This is a genomic window from Pedobacter aquatilis, assembly GCF_032678405.1.
Taxonomy (GTDB): domain Bacteria; phylum Bacteroidota; class Bacteroidia; order Sphingobacteriales; family Sphingobacteriaceae; genus Pedobacter; species Pedobacter aquatilis_A.
This window is the reverse complement of sequence record NZ_JAVTSJ010000002.1, coordinates 688,790-702,032: the sequence shown is the minus strand read 5'-3', so window position 1 is coordinate 702,032 and position 13,243 is coordinate 688,790. Positions and strand designations below refer to the sequence as shown.

Below are 13,243 nucleotides of genomic sequence, written 5' to 3'. Positions count from 1 at the left end.
GGTTAAAAATGAACCCCGATTGTCCAAAGGTTTTCCAGGTAATTAATTTTTTGACTTGCTTTATCATATTCATCCCAACCTGTGGTGTGTACATTGGTTAGATTTGTTGCACCAACCTTAGTTGTATTTTGAAGATAAACATTTTTCCAGACGTAGAATTTCAAACCAACTTTAGCCGAAATGCCGTAACCAGAAATGCTAAAATGGTTATTCCTGCCGAGTCCAAAAAGGCGAACATCAGAACGTGGAACCATTAAACCGCCACCTATACCTGTTTCTAGTGTTAGTGAAGTATTTCCTCCTGGCGCAACCCAGATATCATCATAGCGTTCAATTTCAATATTTGCGTAATTAAAGCCATCGGTATGCTCGTAAGTAAGCATGGCTTCTTTTACATTAATCAACTCTCCATTATAATCGCCTGCCAAGGCACCCGTTGACACTTTTTCTGGAGAAATATTTGTACCAATGTGGCCGGTAATAGCAACCGTTTGAGGAATATCCATCACATACTTCATGTGATCCCAGCCAATTGAAATACTGTAATTGTCTTTTATAAAATAGCCTAAGCGGATATTGTACTGAGGAACTGTAATTAAACCTGGATTTAGGTAATCCCAGCTTAACTTAGATTGTCTGTCGTGGGCGACAACGTCTTTTAAAGTAAAATCATAATTCGGCCCCTGGAATCTGATATCACTTTTGCCATACCATGAGCTATTGTAGCCCCAGTGGAAATAAAAATCACCTTTCCTGGAATCTTTTCTCCGATGTTCCGGATTGAACAGACTTTTGGAAGTTGGTGTAATATCTCTAGTTGTTGTTTTAACTTCCTGGGCTTGCATCCGCTTGCCAAACAATAATGCCAAAAATAGGATCGAAAATCTTTTCACGAGGCAAATTGAACAAAAAGCCACAACTATTACAAATGCTTTAACGTTTTTGTAATCACTGCAATACGAAAAATGACTTTAAATCATTAAAACGATATTAAAATCTTGTATAAACAGCCAGCTGAATTATACTATTGTTCGTATGGTTTGAGGTATTTTTAACGGCCTGATTCATATAGCCAGCCTCTAGGTCAATCTTCTTAGAAAAACGATAACCAGCGGCCAGGTACAAACGATTTTGGTCAAATACACTGTTATTAATTTTTGCATTATTCTGCAGGTTTAAAAATAACTCATTTTGAAGTGCAAGGAAAGGTCCGTTTGTAAAGCTTGCTTCTTTTTTTTGCAGTGGCTGAATTAGCCTGAAAAAATACCTGAACCTTTGCGAAAACACATCTTCATTTGCACGTTCAATAAACCGTTGTTCGACCCTGAACCTATGACTTGCAAAAACAGAGCCCAGTTTATGTGTGTAGATATATTGTTCGAAAATGCGATGCTCGTGTAAAAAAGTATTGGGGCTGCCATTAAACTGGTTTTGCGTAGTTTGCCATAAATAACCTAAGGCAACATTATGCTTATCGTTAATAAAATACTGAACTGCCGGCCTTACCAAAGTGTTGCGTACATATTTCCAGTCGTCGGCTGAACGAACTTGTAAATCGAATTGCAAGCCCCACTTTTTATTAAACTTTGTGTTGTTTAAAAACATAAACCAGCCCGTATTCTGGTATTGTGTTTGGGCAGAAAGCTTTCCTAATGCCATGATGGAAATCAAGGCCAGCAATAATATTTTTCTCATAAAAAGATAATCCGGTTTATCTGTTAACCGCTAAATTAACAGAAAATAGAGAAAGCTAAACATTAACTTAAATTTAATATCAAAACAACATTTAACCTTTTGTATTTATAAGGTAACGAATGTGTTTATTTAAATTTCATTTAGCTGAAAGCAATTAAAAGATTTATCTTCGTTAAAGATTTGGCTTTTATTATGTTTTATAAAGGCTGGTTTTAAATTACAAAACGTAAAATAAGAACAAAATGATTATTGAACCGAGAATGAGGGGCTTTATCTGTTTAACAGCACATCCAGATGGTTGCGCTCAAAACGTAAAGAACCAAATTGAATATGTAAAATCGAAAGGTGCTATAAACGGGCCTAAAAAAGTATTGGTAATTGGTGCTTCAACCGGATTCGGCCTGGCATCACGTATTGCTGCAGCTTATGGTTCTGACGCAGCTACAATCGGTGTATTTTTCGAAAAAGCACCATCGGCTGGCAAAACGGCTTCTCCGGGCTGGTACAATAGTGCGGCTTTTGAAAAAGAAGCACATGCTGCAGGTCTTTATGCAAAAAGCATTAATGGCGATGCTTTCTCGAAAGAAATCAAAACAAAAACAATTGAATTGATTAAAGCCGATTTAGGCCAGGTTGATTTAGTAATTTATAGTCTGGCTTCTCCGGTTAGAAAACATCCTGACACCGAAGTTTTACATCGCTCAACATTAAAACCAATAGGCACAACCTATACCAATAAAACGGTCGATTTCCACACCGGCAATGTAACAGAGGTTTCTATTGAGCCGGCTACACAAGAAGACATTGAGAATACTGTTGCCGTAATGGGTGGTGAAGATTGGGCAATGTGGATTGATGCTTTAAAGGCAGAAAATTTATTAGCAGATGGCGCCACTACTGTGGCATACTCTTACATTGGTCCTGCGCTAACAGAACCTGTTTACCGTAAAGGAACCATTGGCCGTGCTAAAGATGATTTAGAAGCTACAGCTTTTACAATTGCCGATAAATTAAAAGATATTAATGGAAAAGCTTACGTTTCGGTAAACAAAGCATTGGTAACACAAGCCAGTTCTGCAATTCCTGTTATTCCTTTATACATTTCGCTGCTTTACAAAATCATGAAAGCAGAAGGCATACACGAAGGTACAATAGAGCAAATCCAACGCTTGTACGCCGATAGATTATATACCGGTGGTGATGTTCCTGTTGATGAAAAAGGAAGAATCAGAATCGATGATTGGGAAATGCGTGATGAGGTGCAGGCGAAAGTTGCAAAACTTTGGGAAGAAGCAACCACCGATACTTTACCCGCAATTGGCGATTTAGCTGGCTATCGGTCTGATTTCTTAAGCTTATTTGGCTTCGAAATTGATAAAGTAGATTATCAGAAAGACGCTAACGAAGTAGTAGAGATTGAAGGGCTGGTAGAATAAGCTACCGAATTAGATTATATTGCTAAAAATTTATACGGCTGGCTTTTTAGCCGGCCGTTTTTATACCTGAAAGATGAACTTTGATTTACAACCCACATTAACAAACGACCTGCTAAAAGTTGTTCCGCTGAAAATGGAAGATTTTGAAAAACTTTTTAGTGTTGCATCCGATCCCCTAATATGGGAGCAGCACCCAAACAAAGACCGTTATAAACGTGAAGTTTTTGAGAATTTTTTCAAAGGCGCCATTGAATCCAAAGGTGCTTTTATTGTTTATGATAAAGCTAGCGGTAGTGTTGTGGGTAGCTCAAGGTATTATGATTTAGATGAGGAAAATAATTCCGTAGCAGTAGGCTACACTTTTATTGGCCGTGATTTTTGGGGTAAAGGGCATAATGCTGCGTTGAAAAAACTGATGCTCGACCATGCTTTTCAGTTTGTAAATAAAGTTATTCTTCATATTGGCGCTACTAATTTCCGATCGCAAAAAGCTACCGAAAAATTGGGAGCAACCAAAGTTGGCGAACTAGAAGTTGCTTATTATGGCGAACCTGTTAAATGGAATTTTGTATATGAAGTGGAGAAAGAGAAGTGGGAGAAAAAAAATAGTTAAGTAGATACCACCGAAGTAGTTCATCAAATTCAAGATTAGCTTTACCCCTCTTATTTCCACAGTAACCATCGTGATAAGAAATGTGCACAAAATAGTATATCCGAATATTTTATAGCATTTCATGTAGTGCCTGACGGAATAAAATCGTGTTTTCGTTTTAGTATTGCTATCTTTGTATAATTCTCCCTTTAACTCATCTTTCAAAAAAACAAAAACATCAATATGGCGAAATCGCAGGCAAGCTACAGTAAAAATGAGAACGAGAAGAAACGATTGCAAAAGCAAAAGGAAAAACAGGAGAAAAAAGCTGAACGCCAGGCAAATGCAAAAAAAGGGTTAGCACTGGAAGACATGATGGCTTATGTTGATGAAAACGGAAACATTTCATCTACTCCACCGGATCCTAAAAAGATGAAAGTTATCAATACTGAAGATATACAGATTGGCATTTCCAGACAAGAAGATATTATTGATGAAAACCCGGTAAAAAAAGGAACCGTAACTTTCTTTAACGATAGTAAAGGTTATGGTTTTATCAAAAATACGGATACACAAGAAAGCATATTTGTTCATGCTAATGGCTGTTTAACGCAAATAAAAGAAGGCGACAAGGTTACTTTCGAAGTAGAAATGGGCCAAAAAGGACCAACTGCCGTTAAAGTTTCAAAAGCTTAGTTCAATTTCAATTATTCCGTAAGCTGGAAGAATTTATACAAAGTTTCTGTTGCACAGGGTTTAATAATCACTTATATTTCCGAATATTTAAACATAAACCTAACGCATTTTTTCACTTACCCTCTGTAAATCTTCAATTTCATATCCACTTAATGGCTTTTCTTAGCCATTAAAGGACGCGTTTAGCTTCTTTAATAGCAGCACTTTTTTTTAAAACCGAACAGAAAATACTTTTTTTTTAGCAGTAATCCTGAATATGCTGTCATGCTGAGGCACGAAGCATCTGCAACCTATGAAACAGATTCTTCGTACCTCAGCATGACAGATGCAAATGACGGGATTGAATACTTCCAAATGCTGAGAACGGTTCATTTTCAAAAAAAATAAATATTTTTAAAATATCGGTGTGGAATTTGTGTAGTTATAACATCATTATAACACACACAAAGAAAATACAATTATGAAAAAGTTAATAGCAATTGCACTGGTTACATTTTTAGGTTTATCATCAGCGATGGCCCAGCAAGTAGATTTACGCAGAAAAATTAATGTTAGTGGTTCTGCAGAAACAGAAGTTACACCTGATATTATTTACATCAGTATTTCGTTGAAGGAATACCTGAATGGCAAAAAGAAAGTAGAAATTACAGAACTGGAAAAGCAACTTTATGCAGCAGTACAAAAAGCTGGTATCGCAAAAGAAAACTTAACCATTAGTAATTTAAGCAGCTGGAATTATGCTACTGAGAAAAAGAAAAATCCTGATTTTTTAGCGAGTAAACAATACCGTTTAAAAGTAAGCGATTTGAACAAGTTTAATGCTTTACTTGAGGGAATCGATGCTAAGGGAATTGCCAGCACCAACATTGAAAGCTACGATTACTCAAAAATTGAGAACCTGAAAAAAGAATTAAAAATTAAAGCATTGTTAGCTGCAAAGGAAAAAGCAGCCTACATGGTTGAAGCCTTGGGAGATAAACTGGGTGGTGTAATTGAAATACAGGATGGTGGCGACAATGTTATACAGCCTGTTTACAGAAATTATATGATGAAAGCTGAAGCTGCTGATGCTGGTAGTGCCCCGGAGATAGATTTTAAAAAAATTAAGTTAAACTTCACTGTAAATGCTGTTTTTGAGATTAAATAGTGTGTTTAACAATTAAATTAACGCTTTAAAAAACCTACCAGAACATTTTGGTAGGTTTTTTGTTAGGATAGACATTGAACACTAAAAATTTAATATTATGAAAAAATTCATTTACACATTAGCCCTTATTTTTTCTTTAGGCGTTAGCTTTAACTCAGTACAGGCTGCTGAAACAAAAGCAAAAAATCCTTCTGAATTAACCACTGAACAATCTGCACAATTGGAAAAAATTAAAACCCGTGTAGAGGAAATCAGAGAGATGGACAAATCTAACTTAACTAAAGCTGAACGTAAGGCTTTACGTAAAGAGCTGAAAGAAATGAAAAACCAGGCTCGTGCAATTTCTGGTGGTGTTTACCTTTCAGTAGGTGCAATTATCATCATTATCTTGTTATTGATTTTGATTTTATAAGCGAAAAAATTCATCTATCCTATATAAAACAAAAAGCTTTGCATTACTGCAAAGCTTTTTTTATTAGGCGTATGTTGTTGCGAATTGGCACAATGAACCCATCTTACCCTCTTTCGCACATATTCATCATTTTAGTCCTTATAATGATGAATAATCAAAAAGTTAATCAATTATATCAAAGCCTGTATATTTCACCAAGGCCTCCGGAATCCTGATCCCATTTTCTGTTTGATAGTTCTCCAGAATCGAAGCTACAATACGTGGCAATGCTAAGGCACTACCATTTAACGAATGTGCCAGTTGCGCTTTCCCTTCTTTTCCTTTGAAACGGAGTTTTAAACGGTTAGTTTGATAAGTTTCGAAATTTGAAACCGAAGAAACTTCCAGCCAACGTTCTTGTGCAGCACTCCAAACTTCCATATCGTAAGTCATGGCAGAGGTAAAACCCATATCGCCACCACATAGGCGCAATACACGATAATGTAATCCTAGCGCTTGCAATAAAGATTGAACATATTTGCTCATATCTTCCAAAGTTTCGTAAGACTTATCAGGATGTGTAATTTGAACAACCTCAACCTTATCAAACTGGTGCAAACGGTTTAAACCACGAACATGTGCTCCGTATGAACCCGCTTCTCTACGGAAACAAGGCGTATAAGCCGTATTTTTAACTGGCAAGTCTTCTTCTTTTATAATTACATCGCGGTATAAATTGGTTACCGGAACCTCGGCAGTTGGGATTAAATATAAATCATCAACGGTAGAGTGATACATCTGTCCTTCTTTGTCAGGCAGCTGACCTGTTCCAAAACCAGAAGCAGCATTTACCAGGTGCGGCACCTGCATTTCTTTATAACCTGCAGCAGTAGCATGATCTAAAAAGAAATTAATTAAAGCACGCTGTAATCTGGCACCTTTACCCTTGTAAACCGGAAAACCTGCACCAGTAATTTTCACACCTAACTCAAAATCTATAATATCATATTTTGCGGCAAGTTCCCAGTGCGGGAGCGCTTTAGTAGGCAGCTCGGCCGGTGCCCCATGTAAATAAACAACTTCATTTTCCTCTGCAGTTGAGCCCTTTGGCACCAGGTTGTAGGGCAAATTAGGTAACTGAACAACCAGATTAAACTGTGCTGTTTCCAGCTCTGTTAATTTTTCAGTAAGATTTTTAATGCTTTCTTTATGTGTTGCGGTTTGTGTCTTAATGGCTTCTGCCTCATCTTTTTTACCGCTACGCATCAAATCGCCAATTTGTTTGGCAGCTGCGTTCGCTTCAGCGGAAATGTTATCAAGAGCAGTTTGAGTGGAACGACGCTCCTCATCAATTTTGATGATTTCATCGACCAATTCAGGTTGTTTAAAATTACGTATACTTAAACGTTCTAAAACTTTCTCTCTATTTTCGCGGATATAGTTAACTTGCAGCATTATTTAATTTTTTTCACAAAGATAATAATTAAGTCGTCATTGCGAACGTAGTGCGGCAATCTCTCTCAAAAGATTGCTTTGTTATTTTACTCGTAATGACAGTGAATTTTAAAATATGGATGGCAAACTATTCCTCGTACCCACGCCGATAGGCAATCTGGAAGACATGACTTTTAGGGCGATCCGAATTTTAAAGGAATGCGATTTAATTCTGGCAGAAGATACCCGAACAAGCGCACCAATGCTTAAACATTTCGGCATTGATAAACGTGTATTTTCCCATCACCAGCATAATGAGCATAAGGCTACATCAGAAATTATAAAGTTTTTAAACGAAGGGCAAAAAATAGCCTTAATTTCCGATGCTGGCACACCTGCGATTTCGGACCCTGGCTTTTTCCTTGTCCGCGAAGCCATTAAAAATGATATTGCTGTTGAATGTTTACCCGGTGCAACGGCTTTTGTTCCAGCTTTGGTAAACTCGGGCTTGCCTGCTGATGCTTTTTCTTTTGAAGGTTTTCTACCGGTAAAAAAGGGCCGCCAAACCAAGTTCAAAAAACTTGCTGAAGAAGAACGCACCATTATACTTTATGAAAGTCCGCATCGTTTATTGAAAACGCTTGAAGAATTTGCACAGTACCTTGGCGAAGACAGACAGGCATCGGTTAGCAGGGAATTAACAAAAATGTTTGAAGAAACAGTTCGCGGAACATTAACAGAAATAAAATCACATTTCGAGAACAATACTTTAAAAGGAGAATTTGTAATTTGCATAGCAGGGAAACCGGCAACAAAAAACAAAAACAAGTATGATGATGCAGAAGATTAGCATCGACAAATTAACAATCAATTTAAAAAAATTATGATTAGCATAGATAGATTCCTTAGTGACGAGCAAGACCCGAAGGCGGTTGAAAAAGTTATTGGAAAATTAAACGACCTGTTAACATCGGGTGAGGAGATTTTATACTTAGGCGTACAGAAGAAACCTGCGGTTAACCTATTACCTGATAGCATTGCCATCACCAATAAACGTATATTTTATTGCGAACCAGGTAATCTTGGCTTAACCATGAATTTTAAAGATATTTCGTGGAAAAGCGTGAAGGAAGTATCCTTTAAAGAAGAATTTTTCGGTTCGAAATTTATCTGTGTGCCGCAGCATGGGGAAAATATTGTTACAGAATTTATTCCCAAAGTTCAGGCACGAAAATTACATCAGGCAGCAAACCAGCAGTTAGAAGCTTATAAAGAACTTTTACATCAGCAAAAGCTTGAAGAAAACAGGGCCATGGCATCTCCAATCAGTTTCTCAGCACAACCTTTTGCTGATACAACTCCTGTTGAAACACCTGCACCCGAACCAATTCAACTGGCAGAAGTTGTAGAAGAACCTGAAGATGAAACAACTTTAAAACTACGTAAGCTAAAAACCCTTTATGATAAGCATTTGATTACACAAGAAGAGTACGAAGCTAAGAAAGCTGCTATTTTAGATAGTTTGTAACTCAAATTGCATATGGCCTTCGTCACCCTGAATTTATTTCAGGGTCTGGCGTAAAATAACTAACTCATGGAAAGAGGTGGCTGCGTTTACATTTTAACAAATAAAGCTTGCAAAGTTTTATATATCGGAGTTACCTCAGAATTATTATTTCGAATTAAAGAGCATAAAGAAAAATACTATCCAGGTTCGTTCACAGCGAAATATAATTGTGACAGACTAGTTTATTTTGAACAATTTAGTACCATAGAAGAAGCTATCGCTAAAGAAAAGCAATTTAAAAACTGGAAAAGAGCATGGAAAATTAATCTGATAAATAGTTTTAATCCTTTATGGGATGATTTATTTAACAATCTAGAATAAAATAATACAATTTCTTGAAAAGATGCTGAAATGAATTCAGCATAACGAAAAGAGAAGGAGTTAGCCGAACAAATGAAATCCAAACAAACTTACCTGCTTGCTTTATTAAGCGCATTTTTACTTTGGCTGGCCTGGCCACCAATACCGTTTACAACACCATTGCTCCTTATTGCCCTGGTTCCATTATTCATTGCATTAGAAAACATTGCTAATAAAGGATTAAAAAAAACAGGCAAAAGGATATTCTTAACCGCGGGCTTAACCTTTTTACTCTGGAATACCGCATCAACTTATTGGGTTTATAATGCAATAAGTGCTTACAATACAGGTTTTATTGGAACAATAGTGTCTTTTGTTGTCTCTTTAATCCCTTATGGTTTAGGCGCCTTATTAATGACTTTTGCTTTCTGGCTTTTCTACCGCTTAAGCAGGTATTCCAATAAGAACATCGCTTATCTAGGCCTGATTTCATTTTATATCGCCTTAGAATATTTACAGCAAACCTGGGATTTGGCATTCCCCTGGATGACTTTAGGAAATGGTTTTGCAGGCATGCACCAACTGGCGCAATGGTACGATTATACAGGCGTTTATGGTGGCTCGTTCTGGATTTTACTCAGCAATATCCTTGCTTTCGAAGCTTATAAAAAACTGAGAACGCAGAGCGGTTACGTAAAGTTTCGTGCATTAGCAATATGGATATTAGTGGTTATTATTCCTGTCGGAATTTCATTAACAAAGTATTTCAACTTCGAAGAAAAGGGTACGCCAAGCAATGTTGTAGTTGTTCAGCCAAATATAGATCCCTATCAGAAACTGGAAAACATTCCGCCTGCAGAACAAATTAAGATATTGACCCACTTGTCAGATTCAGTTGGACAAACCAACACAGAATATTTTATATGGCCCGAAACGGCTGTACCAAATTATGCTGATGAAGACCGAATACGGACCAATCCTGATTTTATAACGTTGCAAAACTTTCTAAGTAAATACAAAAACGGAAGCTTAATTACCGGAATAGAAAGCATGAAGTTTTACCCTGATAAGCGTAATATTTTTACAAAATATAGTCCGGATCTGGGTTTCTTCGATAATTACAATACTGCCATGCAGGTAGAAAATTCTGCTAATGTTCAGTTCTATCATAAATCGAAACTGGTTCCTGGTGCAGAAAAGATGCCGTTTCCGAAAGTATTTTCTTTCATGGATGGCATATTTGCAGAGCTTGGTGGAAGTGTTGGTGGCTGGGGCTGGCAGGATAAACCAAGTGTTTTATATGCACAAAGTGGTATTGGTGCAGCTCCTGTTGTTTGTTACGAAAGTTTGTGGGGCGATTGGATTGGGCAGCAGGTTAAAGATGGTGCTCAGTTTATTGCTATTATTACAAATGACGGCTGGTGGGGAAATACTTCAGGGAAATCACAACATGAAATGTATGCCAAGTTAAGGGCTATTGAAACCCATAGAGCCGTTGCCCGTTCAGCCAATACCGGAATTTCATGCTTCATTAATCAACGCGGTGATATAACTAAGCACACTAAATGGTGGACCAGAACTGCAATTAAATCGGACATTTATTTAAACGATGAAATAACTTTTTATGTTAAAAATGGCGATGTGCTAGCGAAATTATTAAGCGCCATCGCAGTTATACTTGCATTAATTATTCCGTACAAAAAATGGATTAAAAAATAAGCTCATGCTTAAACAACAATACGAATTTGTACTAATGTCCAGAAATACAATGATGGAATATGTTGAAACCATTTCCGAAGAAGACTTTCTTCGTGAAAACAGTTCATTTGGACGGGGTTCAATTCGTAATTTGCTGGTACATATTTGCGATACCTACGCTTCATGGATTGGCGAAAGGGCATTGAAAAAAGAAATCAGCTACAAACCATTTAATGCTTATCAAAATTTTAACGATTGCCGGGCATATTTCGAAATCATTGATAATTATATTAGTGAATTCCTAAGTAAATTTAGTGCCGATTATATAAGTGCGCTATCTATTAGCAGGAACGAAAAAATAATCGGGTTAAGTCCGTTAAAACTTTTCACTCATGTAATCACTCAGGAATTTCATCACAAAGGACAAATCATGACGTTAAGCAGGCATTTAGGTTATATTCCTGTCGATGCTGATATTATCCGCTAAACAAATTTTAAGCATTGAAACATTCTATTAAAATTATATTATTAACCTTTTTTCTACTCCTGAATATTGGATGCGATCAGGTTTCGAAAATTATAGTAAGGCAAAAAATCAGCGACTATGAGCGGATCACTATTATTAAAGATCGGTTTACTATCCTTAAAGTAGAAAATAGCGGTGCATTTTTAAGTCTTGGCGATCAGTTGCCCTACGCATTTCGCCTGATTGTCTTAAGCGGACTATCTGTTTTATTTCTTGGTTATGGTTTATATTTTCTATTTAGTAAACGTAACCTGCAAAGCAGTGTACAAATTGCACTATGTTTTTTAATTGGCGGAGGGATTGGCAATCTTTATGATCGGATTGTTCATGGCTCGGTAACTGATTTCATGCACATGGACTTTTATTTTTTCGAAACCGGAATTTTTAATTTCGCTGATATTTCTATTATGATTGGTATCGGGATTTTACTTATCCAATCCATAAAATCAAAAGCAAAGCCCATGAGACATACAGCGGCAGATTTAAATTGAGTTGCATAAAACCTTAATATTTAATTGCATTTTTTAAACAAACATATAATTATCTTTAGGTGTTTAGAAACTAAAAAATCAACCAAAAATAAAATCCAATGAAAAGAAATGCAACAGCCGTTTGGCAAGGTTCAATTAAGGAAGGTGCGGGCAATATTACCACACAAAGTACAACCTTAAACAATACTCAATATTCATTCAATTCGCGTTTTGCCGAAGGAGTTGGTACAAACCCTGAAGAATTAATTGCTGCAGCGCATGCCGGTTGCTTTACCATGAAGCTTTCAGCTAATTTAGGCGAGGCTGGTTTTACTGCCGATAAATTAGAAACTAAATGCGAAATCAATTTAGATCCATCAAAAGGTGAGATTGTTGAGTCGCATTTAACATTAACAGCTACTGTACCTGGATTATCAAAAGAAAAATTTGACGAGCTTGTTGCTGATGCAGAAAAAAACTGCCCGATTTCGAAACTATTGAATACATCAATTTCAGTTGATGCGACTTTAGTATAAAAACATTTAAGCTGAACTTGTTCTACATTAAAAACAAGTTCAGCTTATTTTAACTCAATTAAATTAAATCAAAAGCCCTGGCATATTGAGAAATCTCGAAAGAAGATTTTATGCCAAGTTTATCTCTGATATTCCTCCTGTGCGTATCAACAGTGGTAGATGAAATATGTAACTCTTCAGCTATTTCTATCGAGCTTTTACCCAAGGCAATTTCTTTCAATATTGTTTTTTCACGTTTGCTTAATTTTGAAAAGTTTGTATAATTTTTCCGAAGGAAATCATTTTCCTTTAAAAGCCTGTCGGCCTTTGCTGCCATGTGGTGCATCGCATCTATTGGAATGGAAATCGTAATCGAAACCAATGGCTGTCCAGCCTTATCTCGTAAAAATATTTTAGTGCTCGATAAATGCCAATGCCAATTATCTTTACCAGGAAATTTTAACTGCTGGTAATAACTCAAAGAATCTTCATGATGATTACCATGCATAAAAGCGGCAATTTTAGGCACATAATCTTTAGCATCTTCTTCGTTAAAAAACCGGCTATAATATTGAGCGTTTGTAAGGTTACAAACTTCATCAAGCGTTAGCCCCAGTTGTTTTAAGCCTTTATCACTCATGTAAACAACCGTCCAGTTTGATGTTTCGTGTAAAATTACAACACCTGGAATCTGGTTAAATGAATCAACATGTTTATTAATTAAGTTACGTATTTCTGCACTTAGCTTGTTCACCATGACCTGAGGAGTTAATGAC

At 36.6% G+C, this 13,243-nt stretch carries 17 protein-coding genes; 13 read left to right on the top strand and 4 right to left on the bottom strand.

Annotated features, from left to right (window positions below; translation table 11 throughout):
* Nucleotides 1-2: 2 nt before the first annotated feature.
* Nucleotides 3-893 carry a hypothetical protein gene (locus tag R2R71_RS08575; protein WP_316830850.1) on the bottom strand — a complete coding sequence of 297 codons (891 nt, stop codon included), beginning with the start codon at nucleotides 891-893 and terminating at the stop codon, nucleotides 3-5.
* Nucleotides 894-990: 97 nt separating this feature from the next.
* A complete protein-coding gene (locus R2R71_RS08570; protein WP_316830849.1) occupies nucleotides 991-1,695 on the bottom strand; it encodes a DUF2490 domain-containing protein in 705 nt (234 codons plus the stop codon).
* Nucleotides 1,696-1,937: 242 nt separating this feature from the next.
* On the opposite strand from R2R71_RS08570, the gene fabV reads away from it, so the two are divergent.
* From fabV to R2R71_RS08540, 6 genes are all read left to right on the top strand, one after another.
* Nucleotides 1,938-3,131, top strand: a complete 1,194-nt coding sequence (gene fabV, locus R2R71_RS08565; protein WP_316830848.1) for an enoyl-ACP reductase FabV — start codon at nucleotides 1,938-1,940, stop codon at nucleotides 3,129-3,131.
* 73 nt (nucleotides 3,132-3,204) lie between these two features.
* A complete protein-coding gene (locus R2R71_RS08560; RefSeq protein ID WP_316830847.1) occupies nucleotides 3,205-3,744 on the top strand; it encodes a GNAT family N-acetyltransferase in 540 nt (179 codons plus the stop codon).
* Between the two features lie 222 nt (nucleotides 3,745-3,966).
* Nucleotides 3,967-4,419 (top strand): cold shock domain-containing protein, encoded by a 453-nt coding sequence (locus tag R2R71_RS08555; RefSeq protein WP_316830846.1) that lies wholly within the window; start codon nucleotides 3,967-3,969, stop codon nucleotides 4,417-4,419.
* A gap of 264 nt (nucleotides 4,420-4,683) precedes the next feature.
* The gene (locus tag R2R71_RS08550; protein ID WP_316830845.1) at nucleotides 4,684-4,806 is read left to right on the top strand and encodes a hypothetical protein; all 123 of its coding nucleotides are present in this window, start codon (nucleotides 4,684-4,686) and stop codon (nucleotides 4,804-4,806) included.
* A 73-nt stretch (nucleotides 4,807-4,879) separates the two neighbouring features.
* Complete coding sequence (locus tag R2R71_RS08545) at nucleotides 4,880-5,566, top strand: SIMPL domain-containing protein (RefSeq protein WP_316830844.1); 687 nt, start codon at nucleotides 4,880-4,882, stop codon at nucleotides 5,564-5,566.
* Between the two features lie 97 nt (nucleotides 5,567-5,663).
* On the top strand, nucleotides 5,664-5,978 hold the full coding sequence (locus R2R71_RS08540) for a hypothetical protein (RefSeq protein WP_316830843.1): 315 nt from the start codon (nucleotides 5,664-5,666) through the stop codon (nucleotides 5,976-5,978).
* A 162-nt stretch (nucleotides 5,979-6,140) separates the two neighbouring features.
* Here R2R71_RS08540 and serS read toward each other — a convergent pair whose 3' ends face one another.
* On the bottom strand, nucleotides 6,141-7,412 hold the full coding sequence (serS, locus tag R2R71_RS08535; RefSeq protein ID WP_316830842.1) for a serine--tRNA ligase: 1,272 nt from the start codon (nucleotides 7,410-7,412) through the stop codon (nucleotides 6,141-6,143).
* A 115-nt stretch (nucleotides 7,413-7,527) separates the two neighbouring features.
* Here serS and rsmI point away from each other — a divergent pair, with 115 nt between their 5' ends.
* The 7 genes from rsmI (at nucleotide 7,528) to R2R71_RS08500 (ending at nucleotide 12,488) form a co-directional block, all read left to right on the top strand.
* A complete protein-coding gene (rsmI, locus tag R2R71_RS08530; protein ID WP_316830841.1) occupies nucleotides 7,528-8,241 on the top strand; it encodes a 16S rRNA (cytidine(1402)-2'-O)-methyltransferase in 714 nt (237 codons plus the stop codon).
* 33 nt (nucleotides 8,242-8,274) lie between these two features.
* Nucleotides 8,275-8,919, top strand: coding sequence for a PH domain-containing protein (locus tag R2R71_RS08525; RefSeq protein ID WP_316830840.1), 645 nt, complete (start codon nucleotides 8,275-8,277; stop codon nucleotides 8,917-8,919).
* 66 nt (nucleotides 8,920-8,985) lie between these two features.
* The gene (locus R2R71_RS08520) at nucleotides 8,986-9,279 is read left to right on the top strand and encodes a GIY-YIG nuclease family protein (protein ID WP_316830839.1); all 294 of its coding nucleotides are present in this window, start codon (nucleotides 8,986-8,988) and stop codon (nucleotides 9,277-9,279) included.
* Nucleotides 9,280-9,351: 72 nt separating this feature from the next.
* Nucleotides 9,352-10,977, top strand: a complete 1,626-nt coding sequence (lnt, locus tag R2R71_RS08515) for an apolipoprotein N-acyltransferase (protein ID WP_316830838.1) — start codon at nucleotides 9,352-9,354, stop codon at nucleotides 10,975-10,977.
* Nucleotides 10,978-10,981: 4 nt separating this feature from the next.
* Nucleotides 10,982-11,443 (top strand): DinB family protein, encoded by a 462-nt coding sequence (locus R2R71_RS08510; RefSeq protein ID WP_316830837.1) that lies wholly within the window; start codon nucleotides 10,982-10,984, stop codon nucleotides 11,441-11,443.
* A 14-nt stretch (nucleotides 11,444-11,457) separates the two neighbouring features.
* Nucleotides 11,458-11,973, top strand: coding sequence for a signal peptidase II (lspA, locus tag R2R71_RS08505; protein WP_316830836.1), 516 nt, complete (start codon nucleotides 11,458-11,460; stop codon nucleotides 11,971-11,973).
* 98 nt (nucleotides 11,974-12,071) lie between these two features.
* Entirely contained in the window at nucleotides 12,072-12,488 is a 417-nt protein-coding gene (locus R2R71_RS08500) for an OsmC family protein (protein WP_316830835.1), read from the top strand.
* 58 nt (nucleotides 12,489-12,546) lie between these two features.
* Here R2R71_RS08500 and R2R71_RS08495 read toward each other — a convergent pair whose 3' ends face one another.
* On the bottom strand, nucleotides 12,547-13,224 hold the full coding sequence (locus tag R2R71_RS08495; RefSeq protein ID WP_316830834.1) for a helix-turn-helix transcriptional regulator: 678 nt from the start codon (nucleotides 13,222-13,224) through the stop codon (nucleotides 12,547-12,549).
* Nucleotides 13,225-13,243: the final 19 nt, after the last annotated feature.

What these genes read in the sequence shown, in the direction of transcription:
- R2R71_RS08570 (WP_316830849.1), bottom strand. Translation starts at nt 1,695, where the DNA reads ATGAGAAAAATATTATTGCTGGCCTTGATTTCCATCATGGCATTAGGA.
- fabV (WP_316830848.1), top strand. Translation starts at nt 1,938, where the DNA reads ATGATTATTGAACCGAGAATGAGGGGCTTTATCTGTTTAACAGCACAT.
- R2R71_RS08560 (WP_316830847.1), top strand. Translation starts at nt 3,205, where the DNA reads ATGAACTTTGATTTACAACCCACATTAACAAACGACCTGCTAAAAGTT.
- R2R71_RS08555 (WP_316830846.1), top strand. Translation starts at nt 3,967, where the DNA reads ATGGCGAAATCGCAGGCAAGCTACAGTAAAAATGAGAACGAGAAGAAA.
- R2R71_RS08550 (WP_316830845.1), top strand. Translation starts at nt 4,684, where the DNA reads ATGCTGAGGCACGAAGCATCTGCAACCTATGAAACAGATTCTTCGTAC.
- R2R71_RS08545 (WP_316830844.1), top strand. Translation starts at nt 4,880, where the DNA reads ATGAAAAAGTTAATAGCAATTGCACTGGTTACATTTTTAGGTTTATCA.
- R2R71_RS08540 (WP_316830843.1), top strand. Translation starts at nt 5,664, where the DNA reads ATGAAAAAATTCATTTACACATTAGCCCTTATTTTTTCTTTAGGCGTT.
- serS (WP_316830842.1), bottom strand. Translation starts at nt 7,412, where the DNA reads ATGCTGCAAGTTAACTATATCCGCGAAAATAGAGAGAAAGTTTTAGAA.
- rsmI (WP_316830841.1), top strand. Translation starts at nt 7,528, where the DNA reads ATGGATGGCAAACTATTCCTCGTACCCACGCCGATAGGCAATCTGGAA.
- R2R71_RS08525 (WP_316830840.1), top strand. Translation starts at nt 8,275, where the DNA reads ATGATTAGCATAGATAGATTCCTTAGTGACGAGCAAGACCCGAAGGCG.
- R2R71_RS08520 (WP_316830839.1), top strand. Translation starts at nt 8,986, where the DNA reads ATGGAAAGAGGTGGCTGCGTTTACATTTTAACAAATAAAGCTTGCAAA.
- lnt (WP_316830838.1), top strand. Translation starts at nt 9,352, where the DNA reads ATGAAATCCAAACAAACTTACCTGCTTGCTTTATTAAGCGCATTTTTA.
- R2R71_RS08510 (WP_316830837.1), top strand. Translation starts at nt 10,982, where the DNA reads ATGCTTAAACAACAATACGAATTTGTACTAATGTCCAGAAATACAATG.
- R2R71_RS08500 (WP_316830835.1), top strand. Translation starts at nt 12,072, where the DNA reads ATGAAAAGAAATGCAACAGCCGTTTGGCAAGGTTCAATTAAGGAAGGT.
- R2R71_RS08495 (WP_316830834.1), bottom strand. Translation starts at nt 13,224, where the DNA reads ATGGTGAACAAGCTAAGTGCAGAAATACGTAACTTAATTAATAAACAT.